A 20238-nucleotide genomic window follows, 5' to 3' on the forward strand; every position below is an offset into this window, starting at 1 on the left:
ATCAAACATGAAAAAGACATTACTTTGCGTGGTCTTAGCAGCTTGTGCCGCTGCATCTGCACAAGCGCAGAACAGGGATGGATCGGTCTCTTTAGATAATCAATTTGTGATTTATAAATGGTTTGAAAACGGTGTGGCGCATTATGGCAAAGCCCCGCCGCGCGGCGTAAGCAATTATATTACGCTTAATGAATATGGCATGGAAATCCGCAAAGATCGCCCTTATGCCAATGAAACCGGCAGCAATATTATTCGCCCCGTGCGTCCGGAATCAATGGAAATGGCAGGTCAAGACGGCAATGCAGCCGCCGATGAAAACCTGCCGCAAGGCAGTATTTCACGCGAGCAACGCTGTGATTTGGCTCGCGAAAACATCGGTATGATGCGCAATAAAACGACGGTTTACGAAGATGACGGCAATGGTAATTTAGTGCCTTTGTCAGATGATGCCGTAGCTCAGCGTATGCAGGAAGCACAAGCTCAAGTTGCTGAATTCTGTCAATAAATTTTGATTTTTATAGCTAATCCGCAGATGGCGGATTAGCTTTTTTTGTTTAGGAAATACTTATGCGTTTTTCACAGTTCTGGCTGGTTACTCAGCGTGAAACTCCTGCTGATGCAGAAGTGATTAGTCATCAATTGATGTTGCGGGCGGGCATGATTCGCCAAACTGCCGTAGGCATTTATTCTTGGTTGCCTCTAGGTTTGCGTGTTTTGAATAAAGTGTCGGCGATTATACGCGAAGAAATGAATCGCGCCGGCGCGCTTGAAGTCTTGATGCCGGGCGTGCAACCGGCAGAATTGTGGCAGGAATCGGGGCGTTGGCAGGATTATGGTCCGGAATTGCTGCGCATAATTGACCGCCATAAACGCGATTATTGTTTGGGACCGACGCATGAAGAAGTGATTACCGATTTGCTCAAGCGCGATTTATCGAGTTACAAACAATTGCCGGTTAATCTGTATCAAATTCAAACCAAATTCCGCGACGAAGTGCGTCCGCGTTTCGGCGTGATGCGCGGACGCGAATTCATTATGAAAGATGCCTATTCCTTTGATTTGGACGAGGCGGGGATGCAGGCTTCTTATGAGAAAATGTATCGCGCCTACTGCAATATTTTCGATCGATTGCAGCTGAATTATCGTGCGGTAATGGCGGATAACGGCGCGATTGGCGGTACGGGTTCGCATGAATTTCATGTCTTGGCGCAAACGGGCGAGGATGATGTGGTCTTCTCCGATAGCAGTGATTACGCCGCCAACATTGAAAAAGCCGAGGCTCTGCCGCCGACAACACCTCGCCCGGCAGCGACGGCGGCAATGGAAAAACGCCATACGCCGCATACCAAAACCATCGCGGCATTAGTGGAAAATTATGATTTGCCGATTGAACGCACATTGAAAACCTTATTGGTAGAAGGTGCTGAAGGCGGATTGGTCGCTTTGATGATTCGCGGCGATCACAGCCTTAATGCCATTAAGGCGGAGCATTTGCCGGAAGTGGCGAAGCCGCTTACCATGGCGGGCGAAGACAAAGTGCGTGCGGCAACCGGCGGCGCAGGTTTCGGTTCGCTTGGCCCTGTGGGTTTGGATAGATTGGGCATTCCCGTGATTGTCGATCATGCTGCCGCAGTGGTCGCGGATTTTGCCGTCGGCGCGAACGAAGAAGACTATCACTATTTCAATGTCAATTGGGAGCGCGATGTAGCCTTGTCGCGCATGGCGGATATCCGCAATGTGGTGGTCGGCGATCCTTCGCCGGACGGCAAAGGCAGTTTGTCGATTATGCGCGGCATCGAAGTCGGACATATTTTCCAATTGGGCGATAAATATTCCAAAGCCATGAATTTAAACGTGCCGATGGAAGACGGTAGTAATCGCAGTGTTTTAATGGGTTGTTACGGTATCGGGGTAACGCGCGTCGTGGCGGCGGCGATTGAGCAAAATCATGATGAAAACGGCATTATTTGGCCGGAGGCGATAGCGCCTTTCCAAGTAGCGATTTTGCCTATCAATGCGCATAAATCGCCGGAAGTCGCAGCGGCAGCGGAGCAGTTGTACCAAGACATGCTGGCGCAAGGTATTGATGTCGCTTTAGATGATCGCGGCAAACGTCCCGGCTTTATGTTCGCCGATATGGATTTAATCGGTATTCCCGCGCGAATTGTGATTTCCGAGAAAACCTTGGCAGAAGGGGAAGTCGAATTCAAACGCCGTAAAGAAGAGCAAGCCCGGCGCGTGAAAATCAGCGAGATTAGCCGCTTATTCCAATGATGCGCCTTTGTATGCCCGCGAAAAAAGCCTCTCTTATTTGCTATTGCAGGAGATAAGAGATGCTTTCTGCCAACAGCAGGCATTCCTTCCAACAGCCGGCAGTGCTTGGCAGCGGCGATTCGGGCATACAGATTGCCGCGGTTTTAGCGAATGCCGGCTTACGCGTCAAACTCTATGATGTGGCGGCAGAACAGGACGGAGAATTGTCGCCGGCAGAAGCCGCTATCGAGCGTTTATTCCAATTAGACCCGTCGCCGCTCTCCGGCATTGAAGCCGCCAGTTTGATTAGTCCCTGCGATTTTGCACAGCATGGACGGCAATTAAACGAGCATGATCTCATTATCGAAGCCTATGATTTGCCGCAGGCGGCCAAACAAACATGGCTGACGCGTTTGGCGCCGCATTTTTCGCGCAGCGCCTTAATCGTATCGCTGAGCCAAGGTGAGCCGGTATCTGAATTAGGCGCTGTCTTACCTGCCGGTATGCGTCCGCATTTTATGGGAGCGCGTTTTAGCGCTTTTCCGCGCCTGCAACGCTTGGTAGAGTTGGTACCGACTGCGCGCAGCGAAGAAAGACTGGTTGAAAAATTCGAGCAATTTCTCAAAAATACGGTTGGATTAAAGCCGTATCTTGTCGAAGATCAGGCAAATTTCAGCTTTTTGCCCTTATGGTTATTTATGCTTTGCTCGGCTTTTGCCCATAGCAAATCGCTGAGCGCCATTCAAAGAGAAGCGGCGACCGCCTTATTATTTCAGCATCAAGGCGGTATTTATTATTTTTTACAGCATATTGTCGGTTTATCCGGCAGTCGGGCCGCCTATCGGCGCCTTGATCAAGCTTTGATAGAAAAATTCGGTTCTTTATTGCAGTGGGACAGCGCATTAGACAAACCGATGGCCTTGTTTTCCTCGCGTATCCTGCAAAAAAATCTCCCTGCGGAGCTGCAGCAATTGTGGAATGCCCGCGATTGGGCGGGGCTTCAGCAACATCAGCACCCTTGCGCCGTTTTTATTTGCCGTTATCTGCGTGACTGCTGGCAATTCTTAGCCCATAGCAGCCAAAACAGCGGCTTAAGCGGCAAAGCATTGGATAATCTGTTATACGACGGCTTGGGTTGGGGTTTTATGCCTTGGCAATTATTGCAGGAATTCGAGCCTAAAAAGGTGTATGAAACCACCTTGCATCAGCAAAGCGAATTATCTTATCCGCTGAGTACGCATTGGCGGCGGCGTGCGCGCAGCAGCACGCCGATTTATGCCGGCGACGAATTCACACATGCCGCTTCTCTGCTCAATGAAAGCAAGCTGAGCCGCCAATATCTATATCGCGGCGACATACTGATTTGGCAGCCGCAGGCGGAAATCGTCGATATTAACAGCGCCTTATTAAGCGAATTGCGGCAAGCCATAGAACATGCCCGCCGCGCCCATCATGCCCTGATGATTTATCATCACGGCAGCCAATTCGGTATTACGAAAAACTGGCAGCAAGCCGCAGAACAAATTGATTTTTCGCAAAATATCAATCTTTTACAAGACTGTATTATGGCATTGCGCATGCATCCGCGTTTTGTGATTTTCTCCGGCGGCGGCGTGATATTAGACGCCGGTATGGCTTTGATGCTGCAAGCCGACCGCGTGATTAGCGAAGCCGATTTAAGCTGGCAATTGACCACTTTTGCACAGGGCTTAACCGGCATCGGCGGTATTTGGTTTGAATGGCTGCGCCGTTTACCGCAGCTAAGTCCGGAATTATCGCGTCTGCAGACGGCGACCGTGATTGACAAACTCTTGCATGGCGGCGGTATTCACAGCATACATGGTGCACGCAATATGGGCTTATTACGCAGCCATGACCGCTACGTGATGAACCGCAGCCAATTGGCGCGCATGAGCCGCAAAATGGCAGATGCTTGGATTGAGAGCGAGAGCTGTCGTGCCATGCGCTATCCTCTGTATAAACCCAATGCCGAAGACCTTGAATGGCATCTGAGGCGCAGCGCAAGCAGTCCTGATCCACAGCGTTACCGCGAACTGATTGCGCTTTTAGCAGCGGAAGATCAGCAACAAGTCTTATCGCTGCGGCATTTTTTACAGAGTGAAAACGCACTTTTTTTCCGCTATCTCAACAATACCGTCCATGACTAAGCCCATCATCAAACAAAGTCCTGCTGATTTTTATGTGGAAGAACGCCTGCATTTTCCCCTTGAGGGCAGCGGCGAACATCTATGGCTGCTGATTGAAAAAAGCGGCATGAATACTGTCTACCTCAAACGCCAAATCGCGCGCCTAAGCGGCTGTCCGCAGAAAGACATCGGACACAGCGGACTCAAAGACCGCCGCGCCATTACCCGCCAATGGCTGAGCCTGCCGCTGAAATACGTCGCCAGTTTGCCTGAAGAACAAAGGCTTGAGAGCGAATACTGGCGGATTATCGACAAACAGGTGCACAGCCGCAAATTGCGCATCGGCAGTCATCGCGAAAATTTCTTCCGCATTATCATCCGCCGCATTGCTGCCGAACGTCGCATGGCAATTGAAGAACAACTGGCGACAATTCAAGCGCAGGGATTTCCCAATTACTTCGGCGAACAACGCTTTGGCAGCAATAATCTTGCCCAAGCGCAGCAATGGGTGGCCAGAGGCGTCTTGCCGAAAAAGCCCGAAGAGCGCAGCCGCGTTTTATCTACCCTGCGTGCCGCCTTATTTAATGCGCAATTGGCGGCAAGAGTGGCGAATCATTCTTGGCACCGTCTCATCGCGGGTGATCGCGCTATGCTCAGCGGTAGCCACAGCCATTTTGCCGTTGAGCAATTGGATGAAGACTTAATCGCGCGAACGGCAAGCGGCGATCTTTCTCCTGCGGGCTATTTGCCGGGCAAAAGCGAGATCGTTTTGCAGACACAAGCCGCTGCAATTGCCGCCCAAGCCCTTGCCGATTGGGAAAAGGAAAACCGATATTTATGCCAATATATGCAGGGCGATTGGCGGGCTTTGCGCGTATTGCCGCAGCAACTGCAATGGCAATGGCAAGATGCGCAGACATTAACGCTCAGTTTCCTTTTGCCAAGCGGCGCTTTTGCTACCGCCTTAATCGCCCATTTGCTGCCTGACTATCAAGAAGCGGAGGACATCTCGCATGACTAATTCCACACCTGCCACTGCCATTCCCTTAGCAGACAAAGCCTTGATTGAAGCCTCAGCCGGCACCGGCAAAACATGGACCCTGACCGGCATTTTGCTGCGCCTATTGCTGGAAGACAGCCCCGTCGGCACAAGAGAGCCGCGCGAAATCATCGCCACCACCTTTACGCGCAAAGCCGCCGCAGAAATGCGCCGCCGCGTACAGGCGCGTTTTGACAGCTTTTTGCTGCTCGCCAAGCAATTGCCAGAAATCTATCAGAAAAACCCTGAGGTTTTTGCTGATGACGCAGGCTTAAAGACACGCATAGAAAAATTATTGCAAGATTGGCAGGAAAGTGATGAACCAGCCCTACAAGCGGCAGCACAAGACAAGATTAATTGCCATTTATTGACCCATGCCGCAGAACAAGGCTTAGATGCTTTGATTGCTCTATTGCAACGTTGCGACCTGTGCAGCCAAAGCATCGACGAACTCTACATCGGCACCTTAGACGGACTATGCCAGCGCTGGCTGCATGAATTCTCCCTTGAAACCGGCAGCGATGCCCGACTTGATTTGCTCGAAGGAACGGAAGAAGAAGAGAAAATCACCGAATTGGTCCATCAGCATCTGCGCCGCGAATTCCATGATATGAGCGAAGAGGCATTTATCTGGTGGCGCAGCAAGCAAGCAAATCAATACAGTTATAAAAAATTGATTGAGCAAATTAAGGAAAAACAGAATTTTGCCGATTTAAATCTTGAACCTTTACCGAATACGGCGGCGGAAATTGCCGCTATAGAGCGTCAGCGTGCCGATTTGCGCGCCGATCCGTCTTATTCGGCCGCCTTAGAAGCCTTACGGGGTATTAGCGAGGAAGAGATTGTCGCCTTTGCCCGCCATTGGCAGAAAGAGATTGTGGCACAGGGCTTTATCTTGAATGATTATGTTCCTATTTTGGATTACGACATCGCCGCATTATGCGCACAATTGCGTAGCGAAGAAGCTTTAAGTGCTGCGGCAATCGATTTTCTTCTGCTATTTTCAGACGATACGCTTTCTTTTGCTAAGAAAAGGCCTAAAGAAGCCATGCAAAATGTTGCAGCCGCTTTGAAAAGCCCTGTAGCACAAACCATTAAAACGCTTGCACGCGTGCACATTCATGAAGAAAAAAAATATCGAGAAAACTATGACATACTTTACCGCTTCAGCGCCCTGCAATATGTGCGCCAAACCTTTCCCGATTATTTAGAACGCAGCGCGCAAATTACCTTCAGCGAAAAATTAGCGCGTTTGAACCGCGCCTTAGCAGGCGAGCAGGGCAGCGTATTGGCACGCTATATCAGCCACCGCTATCCAGTCATCTTGGTTGATGAAAGCCAAGACCTCAATGCCGCCCAAGCTCAATTGTTGGAGCAATTGCATCTGCGCCATTTTCCGCCCACAGGCTTTTTGCTGCTGGTCGGCGATCCCAAGCAGGCAATTTACCGCTTTCGCGGCGGTGATGTGAATAATTACCTGCGCCTGCGCGAACATTTTGCCGCTTCGCAACGCTATACGCTCAGCGAGAGCTTCCGCTCCTCCAAGCCCCTGATTGACGGCTTGAACGATCTTTACGGACAAAACGAAAACAGCAAAAAATTAGCCGAAGATATCCATTATGAGCATATGAGCAGCGGCGCCGAAGAAGTGCGGCGCATCGTCAAAGCTGATGGCAGCGCAATCACACAAAGCATTCATTTCTATGCCTTCGATTCCGCCGAACAAGAACAGGCGCAAATCATCGCCTTGGTGCAATTATTAAGCAGCGAGCATAGCCCCTATGCCTTGAAAGAAAACGGCGTTTTGCGCCCCATTCGCTTACAGGACATATTGATTCTTTTGCGCGGTAATGACAAGTTAAGCAAATTACAAAAAACCTTTCAAATGCAAGGTGTTGAGGTAAAATTTGGAGAATCCGCCTCTATCTTTGCCGATGAAATGGCACAGGAAATCGGCATATTGCTCCAAGCTATCGATCAGCCGCGAGATCTACCGCTATTGCGGCGCCTCTTATCCGGCATCTTATTCAGCCAAAATCAGAACGATTTGGCACGCTTACAAGCCATTAGCGCCGGAGAAATCCCTGCGGATAAGCAGATGTTGACGATAGAGCGGCTAAGCGAAGCCCTGCAAAAAGCAAATGAAAAATGGCAGAGGCAGCAGCCCCTTGCCGCCTTGCAAGGCCTACTAAGCGAAAAGTTTCTGGCAGGGCGCAGCATTTGGGAACATCTTGCCGGCTTTGCCTCACCTTTTTGCGAACGCTATTTGCTGGATTTACGCAAAATTCAGCAAATTATCGCTGATCGCGGCAGCAAAATGCCGCCGGCGCAATTCCTGCATTGGTGGCAGCAAGCGCTTAGCAATCCGCCGACTAATGAATGGGCGAAAGCCAGTCCCTTATCCGCTGACAATGCTCTGCGCCTGATGACCATTCATTCCGCCAAAGGCTTGGAAGCGCCTGTGGTGATTAGCGCATTAGGCGGCATTAGAAATGAACAGGATAATATTTATATTTATCATAATGATAAAGGAGAGGCTTGCCTGTCCGTGCTGCCGAAAGACGAAGCGCGCACAGAAACCCTCGAGCATGAACACAACGAAGAATTGGCGCGCTTATTATATGTGGCGCTGACCCGCCCCTCGGATTTGCTCTTTTTCGGTATCAAAAAAGGTAAGGATAAATACGCCTTTCCGCCGCTGGAACATTTAAAACCCTTTGAATTGGAAAATAGCGATAGCATCCGACTTTTAAAAGAACCGCTTGAAGCAAATGATCTGATTAAGGCATTGCGCCAAGATCATACGCCGCTTAAAAGCGCTGAAGATACGGTAGCAGCAAACACGACCGCCGCCGAGCAAAACATAGCCCAGCCGTCTAAACTTAGATTTGAAGGCTGGCATAAAAGCAGCTTTACGGCGCTGACGCGCGATTTTGATACGCCGCTGCAAGCAGGTAACGTAGAACTGCCGGATTTTATTTTTGATGAACAGACAATAAGCGACATAGCAGAGAACGTAAATTTTCAGCTTGACTTTCCGCGCGGCGCACGGGCAGGAAGCTTTTTGCACAGCTTCTTGGAAAGACTGAAAGCAGAAGACTTTAGCAATTACGATACGCTCTTCTCGCAATTAAAATCATCTCTTTATCCCGCACAAGAGGCAGAAGAAGAAAAACGCACGCGGCAGGCATTGCGGCAATGGTTTGAAACAATCACTCAATCAAACCTCATTAGCGGCAGCAGCCTTGCCCAAATTCCGCTGAATCGCCGTGCCAATGAAATGAAATTTGTCTTGGGTGTGAATGCGCAGCGCCCGATGCCCTTTGACAAAATCAATGCCTTATTTGAAGAATGGGGCAAAAATATGCGCCTGAAAGATCAGCGCAGCTTAATCGGCTTTCTGCGCGGTGAAATCGATCTCTGCTATGAACATGAGGGGCGTTATTACGTGCTGGATTACAAATCCAACCATCTCGGCAATAAAGCGCAGGACTATGAGCAAAACGCCTTGGAAAGGGCAATGGATGAACACCATTACTGGCTGCAAGCCTTGATTTACCAAACCGCCTTGCACCGCTGGCTCGGCAAACGCCTGCCCGATTATCAGGCGCAGCAGCATCTCGGCGATGTGGAATACTTTTTTGTGCGCGGCTGCGGCTTGGGTGCCGACAGCGACGGACACCTGCGAGTCTTTGTGCCGCTGGAGATTTTATTTAAATTTGACGCGCTGCTGCGACAAGAAGAAGAGAGGACTTATAGTACCTTAACTTCAAAATGAGACTTAGAGATACACATTTTGTCAGGAGAAGCGCTTAGAATAATCTCATTTTGAAGTTAAGAGACTATAGATTAAGCCTCGCTTTCTGATAATGCCAAATCTTGCGCGATGACTTCTGCTTGCTGAATCACATTTTGCACTTGGATTGTAAATTCAAGACTAAAAAGAAATATATTTTTTTACTTCCTCTAAAATCAGCAATTCTCCGACAGCATTGAGATGAATGCCGTCTTTGTGGCGGACGCGGATCAGTTTGCCGTCTTTTTCGATGCTGTCGCGGTATTTGCCGCTGCCGCCATCAAGCAATTCATGGCTGCGGATATAAATGACCTGTCCTGCCAAATGTTGGGCAAGGGTGTCGTCAAGAAAGCGGATTTTGGGATTATATTTGGCAAGGCGCATATGCGGCAGCCCAATCCAGATGACTTCCGCGCCTTGGCGTTTTGCCGCCGCCACAATGCGCAAGGCGCGTGCGCCGTATTCCGCCGCCCATTCGGGGCTTTTAAAATTCAACACCCGTTTTGAGGCGGTTTCGATATTCCAAGGGTCGTTAGCACCCATCATGACGACGACCAATTTGAGTTGCGGGGTTGCGGCGATGCGTTTTTCCGCTTCCAGAGGCCAGTCGTAATACTGCTGATTGCTTAGCCCTGTACTGTGGCGTCCGAGATTATTGGAATTGATATGGTGCTCGTTTTTCAGCCATTTTTGCATATGCGGTGCAAAACTTTGCATCATGGAATCGCCGATAAATAAGACGTGGTCGCCGGCGTCGAGCAGGATTTTGTCATTACCGGCGGCGGTATGCGCGGGAAGATTAGGCGGCGCTTCGCTTTCTAGGCTAGGGTTGCTGTCGGGTTCAGGCGCGATATTTTGTGCAGCGATAGTTTCGTCTGCTGGCTGCGTTTCCGCTATCGGGTTTTCCAATCTGCTTTCTTCGTTCAGACTTTCCAAGGTTAGCGTGGCGGCGTTTTCCGGTGCTTGGCTTATTTCTGTTATCGGAATGTCAGATGTGTTTTCTTCGCTTAGGCTTTCCAAGGTTAGCGTGGCGGTGTCTTCTAGCGGATGATTCGTTTCTGCTATAGGTTTTTCAAGCGAATTTTCTTCGCTTAGGCTTTCCAAGGTTAGCGTGGCGGTGTCTTCTAGCGGATGATTCGTTTCTGTTATAGGTTTTTCAAGCGAATTTTCTTCGCCGAGACTTTCTAGGCTTAATGCGCTTGGCGGATTAAGGTTTTCCGATGAGGTTTCCGCAAGTTCGATTGCTGCGTGCCCGTTGTTATCGGCAGCAGGGGCTAAGAGCGGCGGAATCAAGTTGTCTTCTGCGGTGGTTTCGTTGCTTTCCGCAAAAATTGTAGCGTTTTCTTCTTGGGCAAAAAGCCTGTGCCGCCATTGCGCGCCTGCCGTCCACCACTCATATTGTCGTAATGCGGCAAAGGGGCTGGCTTGATGATATTGCTGCTGCCAATAGGTTTCGACAGAGTCTTGGTTAAACCATAAGACAGCGGCGGCAGTGATGCTCAAGCTCAAATACAGTCCGCCGAGGCGAGATTTAGAAATTGGCATATAGAAATCCCGGTATGCCCTCAGGAGCAAAATAAATCATGGCTTGCAGCGCCAGCGCAATCGGCGCGAACCACAGCCACGGCGGCAGGCGCTTAAATAGGGCGATGATGCTTTGCAGGCACCATGCCCACAGCGGATAGAGCAAAATGCCGACATAGACGGCGGCAATCCACAGCCATTCGGCTGCATGGCCGGAATTGGGATTATTCAGCAAGGCACGCAGAAAATCGCTGGCTTCGCCGAGGCTGGGTACGGCAAAGAGAATAAAGCTGAAGCTGATGAAATTAAAGGTCAGGACGATGCCGAGCAGTTTCTGCCAATAGGCGCGGCGGCGGATTTTGCCGAAGAAAAGCTCTTTAATATTCAGGCTAATCAGGGCAAGGGCATGCAAAATGCCCCAGAGAAAAAAGCACCAGCCACTGCCGTGCCAAATGCCGGATAAGCCGAAGGCGATAAGGAGATTAAGTTGCGCGCGCGTAAAGCCTTGTCGACTGCCGCCGAGGGGAATGTAGAGATAATCGCGTATCCACGTCGAGAGCGAGATGTGCCAGCGGTTCCAAAAATCGCGGATATTGACGGCGTAAAAGGGAGCGGCAAAATTCTGCGGCAGACGAAAGCCGAGTAATAATGCCATGCCGATGACCAAATCGCTATAGCCCGAGAAATTGAAAAAGAGCTGGATGCTGTAGCCGTACACGGCAGCGAGCAGAGCGGCGGCGGAATATTGCTGCGGATTGTCAAACATCGGTGCGACGAAATGGCTGTCGATGTGCGCGGACAGTACCCAAGATTTGAGAATGCCGAGCAGAATTAGGCTGATGGCAAGGGCAGGGAATAATAAGCGCCGCGGTTCAAGCAATTGCACCGCCGCACCTGCCTGCATACCGCCGATGCTTTTAAAGCGCGAGGCACGAAAAATAGGTCCGGCGGTAATAGTGGGGAAAAAGCCGAAATGCAGACAGAGTTCGTGAAAACGCAGGGCGGGAATGCGGCGTTTGTATGCCGCACCGAGATAGGCAATCGATTGAAAAACATAGTAAGACAAGCCCAGCGGCATCAAGATGTCCATGATTTCCCACTGTGTGCCGGCATAAACCAGCGGGCGGAGAAAATCGATGTATTTGAAAAAGAGCAAGATTGCCGTTGCCGCCGCAATGCCGCTGATCAGCCAAGCCCGCCTTGCCTGCGCGCTAAGGCTGAATACCATATTTTGCGCAATCACATGAATGATGAGGGTGTAGAGACATAATGCCAGCAAAAACCAAGGATGCAGCCAATAAAGCCATGCCAAGCCGGCGGCGAGCAAGAGCAGATTTTGCACGGACACAAAGCCGGCAACCGCCCAATAGAGCAGAAAAAAGGCGAGAAAAAACAGCGCAAATTCAATCGAGAGAATCGGCATAAGGGCTTAATTTCCTAAGCGGTGGGCAAACATCGTCCGTCCTTGGCGAGAAAGAGGCGGCAAATCATAGCAGAATTGCCGCGCAAATGAAGCAGTTGCCGTCGATATTCGCTATAATGCGCCTCTTTTTTCAATGGGCAAGGCAATGCAGATTCATCGTTGGACAAGCGAGTTCCGCTTCGGGCAGGATTGCGGTCTGATTATTGGCAATTTTGACGGCGTGCATCGCGGGCATCAGGCGATGATTGCGCGTTTGCAGGCGGTATGTGCCGCCAAGAGCATGCCGGCGGTGGCGATGAGTTTTTATCCGCATCCGCGTACGGTGGTGCAGGGCAAAGCACCTGCCTTATTGAGCACTTTGCACGACCGCGCTTATTGGTTGGCGCATTACGGTATCAGCGATTGGATTTTAGTGCCGTTTACGCCCAGCTTCCGCCGCATCGGTGCAGAGGATTTTTTGCGGGATTATTTGCAGACAAAACTGCGTCCGCATTATCTCTTGGTCGGCGACGATTTTCGCTTCGGCTATCGTGGTAGCGGCGATTGGCAATTATTAAGCACTTTTGCCGCCGCGCAGAATTATCAACTCGACAGCATCGACACGTTTGAACACGACGGCGAACGCGTATCCAGCTCGGCGGTGCGCGCGGCATTGGAAGCGCATGATTTTGCATTGGCGCAGGCATTGCTGGGACATGAATTGACCTTTACGGGGCGGGTGCGCGCGGGCGAAGGACGGGGACGGGCATTAGCCGCCAGAACGGCAAATATCCATGTGCCGGCGCATTGGTGTTTACCTGATGGGGTCTATGTGGTAAAAATGCGTGTTTGCAATGCCCAAGAGGCGCATTGGGGGGTGGCGAATCTCGGCGGCGCGCCGACTTTCGCCAGCACTAGACGAAAGCTCGAAGTGCATTTATTAGAGGCGCAATTGGATTTATACGGACACAGCGTGCAGGTGGCATTCCGGCATTATCTGCGGCCGGTGCAAAAATTTGCCGACAGCGGCGCATTGCAAAAACAAATCCAACAAGATATTCATGCGGCAAAGGCTTTTATCGCCGCTCAACTTAACGAAGGCTAAACATGGCAGACTACAAACATACGCTCAATCTTCCGCAAACCGATTTTCCCATGCGCGGCAATTTGCCCGAACGCGAGCCGGAAATGCTCAAATTCTGGCAAGAAAACCGTATTTACGAAAAACAACGCGAAGCTTTTGCCGGACGTAAAAAATTCATTCTCCATGACGGGCCTCCCTATGCTAACGGCGTAATTCACGTCGGACATGCCTTAAATAAAACCCTGAAAGATATCATTACCAAATCGCGACATTTTATGGGCTTTGACAGCCCCTATGTGCCGGGTTGGGACTGCCACGGTCTGCCGATTGAGCAGAAAGTGGAACAGCAACTGGGTAAACCCGGCGTGAAAGTCGATGCTGCGACCTTTCGCGCCGCCTGCCGCAAATATGCGGCGGAGCAGGTGAAATTGCAAAAAGCGGGCTTTATCCGCATGGGCGTGTTCGGTTTTTGGGATAAGCCCTATTTGACCATGAATTTCAAAACTGAAGGCGGCATTGTGCGCGCCCTGCGCGAGATTGTGAAAAACGGGCATATCGTGCGCGGTTTTAAACCGATTAATTGGTGCTTTGACTGCGGCTCTTCTTTAGCTGAGGCGGAAGTCGAATATCAGGACAAAGAATCCTATTCGATTGATGTGCGCTTTGCCGTGCAAGATGTGGCGGATTTGCTCAAGCGCATGAATTGCCAAGTGCAGACCGATGCCGTGGATGTGATTATCTGGACGACCACGCCTTGGACGCTGCCTTCCAATGTCGCGGTCGTCATCCATCCCGAATTCAGCTATGCCTTAGTAGAAGCCGAAGGACGTTTCTTTATCGTGGCGGAAGAATTGCTGCCCAGTTTGAAAGCGCGCTGGCAATCGGAAAGCGAATGGACGGTGCATGCGCGGGTTGCGGGCAAAGCGCTGGAAAAACTGCGTTTGCAGCATCCTTTCGTTGAGCGCGATTCGCTCTTAATCAACGGCGATTACGTCAGCTTGGATACTGGTACCGGCTGCGTGCATACCGCTCCTGCGCATGGTGCGGACGACTATGAAGTCTGCAAAAAATATCCGGAATTGCCCTTTGTCAGCTATGTGATGGCGGACGGCGTATTTTCCTCCGATGCCCCACTGGTTGCGGGACAGCATGTCAGCAAGGCGGACGGACAAATTATTGATACCCTGAAAGAAAACAACCGTCTGCAACATCTCAGCAAAATCAAGCACAGCTATCCGCATTGCTGGCGACATAAATCGCCGACCATTTTTCGTGCCACTACGCAATGGTTCGTCAGCATGGAAAAAGCCGGATTGCGCGACGATGCCCTTGCGGGATTGGACAAAGTGGAATTTACCCCGCAATGGGGCAAGCCGCGCTTGATGGATATGATTGCTAAACGCCCGGACTGGTGCATCTCGCGCCAACGCTATTGGGGCGTGCCGATGTGTTTTGTGGTGCATAAAGAAAGCAATGAACTGCATCCGGACATTCTGAATATTATGGAAAAAGCCGCCGCTAAAATTGATGAAGCAGGCATTGAGGCTTGGTTTGATTTAGCCTTGGAAGAACTGATTCCCGCCGAAGACCTTCCGCATTATGAAAAACTCAATGATGTGCTGGACGTTTGGTTTGATTCCGGCACTACGCACTACACCGTTTTAGAGCAACGTCTCGAATTGTGCTCACCGGCAGATTTGTATTTAGAAGGCTCCGACCAGCATCGCGGCTGGTTCCATTCTTCTTTACTTACCGGCGCGGCGATTCATCAGCGTCCGCCGTATAAAGGCCTGCTCACGCACGGCTTCACGGTCGATGAGCAAGGCCGTAAAATGAGTAAATCATTGGGCAATGTGGTTGATCCCAACCAAGTGATTAAGCAAATGGGCGCGGATATTTTGCGTCTGTGGGTCTCGTCAGCGGATTATTCCGCCGAAGTCAGCCTTAGCGACAATATCCTCAAACAACGCGCCGAGGCTTATCGCCGCATCCGTAATACCTGCCGCTTCTTGCTCGCCAATTTGCATGATTTCGATCCTGCACAACATCAAGTCGCTTTTGAAGACATGGTAGCGCTCGACCGCTATGCGGTGGCATTGGCGGCGGATTTGCAGGAAAAACTGATCAGCCTCTATGAACGCTACGAATTCCACACCATTTACCAGCTCTTATTTAATTTCTGCTCGGTCAGCATGGGCGGTTTCTATTTAGACGTCATCAAAGACCGTCAATACACCGTTGCCACCAATACGCCGGCACGTCGTTCTGCTCAAACAGCGATTTACCACATTCTTGAAGCGATGGTGCGCTGGATTGCGCCGATTCTCTCTTTTACGGCAGAAGAAATTTGGCAGCACTTACCCGGCGAACGCGCCGAGTCCGTATTCCTCACTACCTTCTACGAAGGCTTGCAAGGCTTGGGCGACAGCCCGTTCACGGAAAGCGACTGGCAGCAATTCCTGCAATTACGCGAAGCAGTCAACGCGGAATTGGAAAAAGTGCGCAACGAAGGCTTGATTAAATCGGGCTTGGAAGCGGCATTGCATATCGCCTTGCCAAGCGAGCAATACCAAGTAATCAGTCGCTTTGGCGAAGAACTGCATTTCGGACTGATTGTTTCGCAAGTGCATTTGCAAGAAGCGGCGCAGCGCAGCATCAGCGTGCAAAAAGCGCAGGGGCAGAAATGCGAACGCTGTTGGCATTATCTGCCTGATGTCGGCAGCCACAGCGAACACCCGACCTTATGCAGCCGTTGCATTGAGAATGTAGACGGTGCAGGCGAAACCCGCGCATTCCTATGAAGCAAATCCTTTCCCTCATCATCGCCGCTGCATGGATTGCGGCAGACTATTTCAGCAAATTATGGGCATTGGACAGCCTTGCGCAGCACAGCATCAAGGTCAATGACTATATGAATTTCCACCTCGCCTTCAATAAAGGGGCGGCTTTTAGCTTCTTAGCCAATCAAGGCGGCTGGCAGCAATGGTTTTTTATCGGTTTGGCGGTGCTCATTTCCCTATGGCTGCTGTATGTCCTAATGGTAGAAAACCTCGACAGTCTCTCGCGTTTCGGCTATGCCTCCATTTTAGGCGGCGCTTTGGGCAATGCCCATGACCGTCTTGTTTACGGTCATGTGGTGGATTTCATCCAATGGCATTATCAGGACTATTACTGGCCGATTTTCAATATCGCCGATGTCGCCATCACCATTGGCGTGGCGGCAATCATTATCTCCGGTATCCGCACTTGGCTTTCCAGCACCAGAGCCTTAAGCTGAATACGTAATGCTTAAATTCCCTATTTATCTTTGGGTAAATAGGGAAGTTTTTTATAGATATTGCAAAAGTAATAGCGCTACTTTTGACTGCTGCGTATTGATTTTAATTTTTATAGTCGAATACTTTTTCAATTCTTTGTCTATATCAAGCGGACATTATGTAAAATATAGTCGAAGAGCTGAAAAAGTGACACAAAATATCAAGCTGCGAGTGTTATAGGAGTACGGCAAAGTGAATCAAAACTGTAATTCTTTTTGAAATCTTTGACTATAATACTTAACGATAAATTATGATGGAGATTGCGTTATCCAAATTTTATTAGTCAGAACGGATAGTAAAGTACTTAATCAAAGCTATGTGGGTGTTGGTTGGGGAAGGGTGGATTTCTCTCAACATGCTTCAGCCGAAGAGGTTTTGAAAACATTGAAAGATGTCGGCAGAAATTCGAACAGTATCAGATATTTTTTTAATTTGTCTGTAGGCGATATTGTTGTAGTGCCTTTATATCGCGCGATTGCCATTGGCATTGTAAGTGGTAACAAACGATTTGTGCCTGAATTTGCTAATCTTAATGCCTGCAATCAGGTATCGGTTGATTTTTTCTGTAATGATGAGGGTAAAATTATCCGTATTCCCAGAAACGATCTTTCCGAAGGTTTGTCCAGCCGCTTAAAAATCAGAAAAGCAATCGCGCGTTTGCATGATTTTCGGGAAGAAATTGAAAAAATTATTATCTCTCTGAAAGAAAAAGTACTTATCAAGCCACTTCCGCTTATTTGGAACAAGAAGAAATCAAAAAAGAAGCATTTAAACAAGAATTGCTTCATTCTATCGCATCAGGCAATACTCGGTTATCTGCCGGCGGTAATGGATTAGAGCGCCTTATTGTTGAGCTATTAAGAATTGAAGGATATAACGCCAATATTCAAGCTAAAAATCAATCATCCGATCTGGCGGATATTGATATTAAAGCTGAAAAAATCGATCGTTTTAACGAGTCGCATTTGTTTATTCAAGTGAAATATCATTCGGGAATTTCAGGATCGCATGGCTTAAACCAATTGATTGAGTATGACAGCCAAGATGAAGCAAATGTGCAGAAATGGTTAATCACAACCGCTACATTAAGCGAAACTACCAAACAAAAAGCAGAAGAGATGCAAATTAATACGATGGAAGGAAGCGATTTGGTCGATTGGATTCATAGCAATTTAGATAAATTGTCACAAGCGACAAAAGAACGCTTAGGAATTATCGAGGTGCCACAATTAATTAAATTTAGAGGCTGAATACTATCTATAGTCGGAAAAGTGGAGATTAGTACAAGACGAGCTAATACCTTAATACTTCTTCAATTGTATTTTTTCACTTCTCAGACTAAAAAAAGCCCCTAGTGATTTTACTAGAGGCTTTTTTGCATGAGAGCGTCAATTATTTAAACGGCAGTTTGCCCATTTGCATCGGTCCGTGGCGTTGCAGCATTTTCGCCATTTTGCCGCTGCGGAATTTTTTCATTTGTGTTTGCATTTCTTTGAATTGCTTGAGCAAACGATTGACTTCCGGCACATCTAATCCGCAGCCTGCCGCAATGCGTTTTTTGCGCGAACCTTTGATAATGTCGGGATTGCGGCGTTCTTCCATGGTCATGGATAAGATAATCGCTTCTTGACGCTTGATTTTCTGCGGCGATAAATGCTGATTTTTAATTTCTTGCGGAATTTTGCTCATGCCGGGAATGCGTTCCAACATTTTATCCATGTCGATATTGAGCATTTGGTGCAATTGTTCGCGGAAATCGTCAAGGTCGAAATCTTTGCCTTTCGCCATTTTGCGCGCCAATTTTTCCGCTTTTTGCTGATCGACTTGGTGTTCGATGTCTTCAATCAAACTCAGTACGTCGCCCATACCCAAAATGCGCGAAGCGATACGTTCGGGGTGGAAAGCTTCCAAGGCTTCGGTTTTCTCGCCCACGCCTAAGAATTTAATCGGTTTGCCAGTAATGTGGCGGATAGACAGGGCGGCACCGCCGCGTGCATCGCCGTCAATTTTCGTCAGCACCACGCCGGTCAGCGGCAGGGCGTCATGGAAAGCTTTGGCGGTATTGGCGGCATCTTGTCCGGTCATGGCATCAACCACAAACAGGGTTTCAATCGGGTTTACCGTGCTGTGAATCGCTTTGATTTCCGCCATGAGTTCGTCGTCAATGTGCAGGCGTCCGGCGGTATCCACAATCAATACGTCGAATTGCTGCAATTTGGCGAAAGACAGGGCGCGTTTGGCAATATCGGTGGCTTTTTCGGAAGTTTCGGAGGGCACGAAGGTTGCGCCCACTTGCTCGGCAAGGGTCGCTAATTGCTGAATTGCGGCGGGGCGGTAAATGTCGGCAGAGACCAATGCGACTTTCTTTTTCTCATTGATGAGGCGGCGCGCCAGTTTTGCGGCGGAAGTGGTTTTGCCCGAACCTTGCAGACCCGCCATCAAAATAACCGCCGGCGGTTGGGTAGCTAAATTTAGCGTGGCGTTTTCCTCGCCCATGATGCGGGTAAGCTCTGCCTGAACGATTTTAATAAAAGCTTGGTCAGGGGATAATTTTTGGCTGACTTCTTGTCCGACAGCGGCCGTTTTTATGCTTTCGACGACGTCTTTGACTACCGGCAAAGCTACGTCTGCTTCAATCAATGCCATGCGCACTTCGCGCAGCGCATCGCTGATATTCTCTTCGCTGATACGGCTTTGTCCGCGCAGTTTTTTAATCGTCCCTTGCAGGCGTTCGCTTAAACTTTCAAACATGTGATTTCCTTTGTTAAGAATTGCTAGGCAATGAGCAAGAAATTTGCCAAAGCCCATGCCTTTACGTAAAACATTGGTGTATTATAACCAGTTGTATCGCAATTATCAGGATTTACTATGCAGCTCTGGCTGCCTTTACTCGTTATCAGCATTTATCTTATTACCGGCACAGCTTTTTTTGCCAGTGCAAAAGCGAAATTCAGCTATTTATGGGCGATGGCATTATTATTCCTTGCCTGCCAACTGCATGCTTTTCTGCTGATTAAAACCGTCTCTGCCGGCGGCAATGCGGTGATCAATCTCTCGATTTTCAATGTGGTGTCTATTTTCGCTTGGACGCTGTCTTGCCTGTCCTTTTTCTGGCTTCGCCGTCCTGAAATGGCTTTGGGCGGCGTGATGATTAGCCTGATTAATGCCGTATTAGTCTTTATTTCCGCGCTCTTGCATAGCAGTAAACCTTTTCTTCATGCCAGTAATGAAGGCTTGGTTTGGCATATTTTGCTTTCAATCGCCGCCTGGACGGTGCTGAGTATCGCCCTGATTCACAGCGTACTTTACCTTTATTTTTTCAACCGCCTGAAGAAAAAGCAGTTGCGCAATTTGAAGATGACGGCTTTGGCGTATTTGGAGCGCTTGAGCATGTATTACACATTAATCGGCTGGGCTATTTTAATGTTTGCTTTGCTCAGCGGTTGGATGTTCGTGAATAATTTGTTTGCTCAACATCTTTGGCATAAAACGGTGCTGACGATGTGTGCCGCCGCGGTTTACGCTTGGGTGCTGTGGTCTTATTATGCGAAACGCCGCCGCAGTACCTTATTGATTTATTGGTCTTTAACGGCTTATGGAATTCTGCTGACCGGCTATGTGGTGAGCAATGTGATTCTTCAATTTATTATCACTAAAGGATAAACATCGTGGAAGG

The 20238-nt window shown here is 49.2% G+C and carries 14 protein-coding genes; 11 read left to right on the top strand and 3 right to left on the bottom strand.

What is annotated here, in order from left to right:
- Window positions 1-7: 7 nt before the first annotated feature.
- The 5 genes from DYC63_RS09380 (at window position 8) to DYC63_RS09400 (ending at window position 9217) form a co-directional block, all read left to right on the top strand.
- Complete coding sequence (locus tag DYC63_RS09380) at window positions 8-505, top strand: hypothetical protein (protein ID WP_115218980.1); 498 nt, start codon at window positions 8-10, stop codon at window positions 503-505.
- A 62-nt stretch (window positions 506-567) separates the two neighbouring features.
- Complete coding sequence (locus tag DYC63_RS09385; protein WP_115218981.1) at window positions 568-2274, top strand: proline--tRNA ligase; 1707 nt, start codon at window positions 568-570, stop codon at window positions 2272-2274.
- A gap of 59 nt (window positions 2275-2333) precedes the next feature.
- The gene (locus tag DYC63_RS09390) at window positions 2334-4421 is read left to right on the top strand and encodes a 3-hydroxyacyl-CoA dehydrogenase NAD-binding domain-containing protein (RefSeq protein ID WP_115218982.1); all 2088 of its coding nucleotides are present in this window, start codon (window positions 2334-2336) and stop codon (window positions 4419-4421) included.
- Window positions 4414-5421, top strand: a complete 1008-nt coding sequence (gene truD, locus DYC63_RS09395) for a tRNA pseudouridine(13) synthase TruD (protein ID WP_115218983.1) — start codon at window positions 4414-4416, stop codon at window positions 5419-5421. Before DYC63_RS09390 ends, truD begins: the two co-directional genes overlap by 8 nt.
- Window positions 5414-9217, top strand: coding sequence for a UvrD-helicase domain-containing protein (locus tag DYC63_RS09400; RefSeq protein ID WP_115218984.1), 3804 nt, complete (start codon window positions 5414-5416; stop codon window positions 9215-9217). Before truD ends, DYC63_RS09400 begins: the two co-directional genes overlap by 8 nt.
- A gap of 159 nt (window positions 9218-9376) precedes the next feature.
- Here the strand turns inward: DYC63_RS09400 and DYC63_RS09405 are convergent, their stop codons facing one another.
- Both DYC63_RS09405 and DYC63_RS09410 read right to left on the bottom strand, forming a co-directional pair.
- On the bottom strand, window positions 9377-10780 hold the full coding sequence (locus DYC63_RS09405) for an SGNH/GDSL hydrolase family protein (protein WP_115218985.1): 1404 nt from the start codon (window positions 10778-10780) through the stop codon (window positions 9377-9379).
- Complete coding sequence (locus DYC63_RS09410) at window positions 10767-12182, bottom strand: MBOAT family O-acyltransferase (protein WP_115218986.1); 1416 nt, start codon at window positions 12180-12182, stop codon at window positions 10767-10769. Before DYC63_RS09410 ends, DYC63_RS09405 begins: the two co-directional genes overlap by 14 nt.
- 145 nt (window positions 12183-12327) lie before the next feature.
- On the opposite strand from DYC63_RS09410, the gene ribF reads away from it, so the two are divergent.
- The 5 genes from ribF (at window position 12328) to DYC63_RS12975 (ending at window position 17812) form a co-directional block, all read left to right on the top strand.
- Window positions 12328-13266, top strand: coding sequence for a riboflavin biosynthesis protein RibF (gene ribF / locus DYC63_RS09415; RefSeq protein ID WP_172459481.1), 939 nt, complete (start codon window positions 12328-12330; stop codon window positions 13264-13266).
- A 2-nt stretch (window positions 13267-13268) separates the two neighbouring features.
- A complete protein-coding gene (ileS, locus tag DYC63_RS09420) occupies window positions 13269-16046 on the top strand; it encodes an isoleucine--tRNA ligase (RefSeq protein ID WP_115218988.1) in 2778 nt (925 codons plus the stop codon).
- On the top strand, window positions 16043-16522 hold the full coding sequence (gene lspA / locus DYC63_RS09425) for a signal peptidase II (protein ID WP_115218989.1): 480 nt from the start codon (window positions 16043-16045) through the stop codon (window positions 16520-16522). The genes ileS and lspA overlap by 4 nt, the downstream gene beginning before the upstream one ends.
- 358 nt (window positions 16523-16880) lie before the next feature.
- Entirely contained in the window at window positions 16881-17399 is a 519-nt protein-coding gene (locus DYC63_RS12970) for a hypothetical protein (RefSeq protein ID WP_218564601.1), read from the top strand.
- Window positions 17342-17812: a restriction endonuclease gene (locus DYC63_RS12975; protein WP_218564602.1), complete on the top strand. Its 471-nt coding sequence runs from the start codon at window positions 17342-17344 to the stop codon at window positions 17810-17812. The genes DYC63_RS12970 and DYC63_RS12975 overlap by 58 nt, the downstream gene beginning before the upstream one ends.
- Window positions 17813-17954: 142 nt before the next feature.
- On the opposite strand, the gene ffh is transcribed toward DYC63_RS12975, so the two are convergent.
- Window positions 17955-19313: a signal recognition particle protein gene (gene ffh / locus DYC63_RS09435; protein WP_115218990.1), complete on the bottom strand. Its 1359-nt coding sequence runs from the start codon at window positions 19311-19313 to the stop codon at window positions 17955-17957.
- Window positions 19314-19430: 117 nt separating this feature from the next.
- On the opposite strand from ffh, the gene DYC63_RS09440 reads away from it, so the two are divergent.
- Window positions 19431-20225 carry a cytochrome C assembly family protein gene (locus DYC63_RS09440; protein ID WP_115218991.1) on the top strand — a complete coding sequence of 265 codons (795 nt, stop codon included), beginning with the start codon at window positions 19431-19433 and terminating at the stop codon, window positions 20223-20225.
- The last annotated feature ends 13 nt before the right edge of the window (window positions 20226-20238 follow it).

Origin of the sequence: Suttonella indologenes, assembly GCF_900460215.1 — a bacterium.
GTDB lineage: Bacteria > Pseudomonadota > Gammaproteobacteria > Cardiobacteriales > Cardiobacteriaceae > Suttonella > Suttonella indologenes.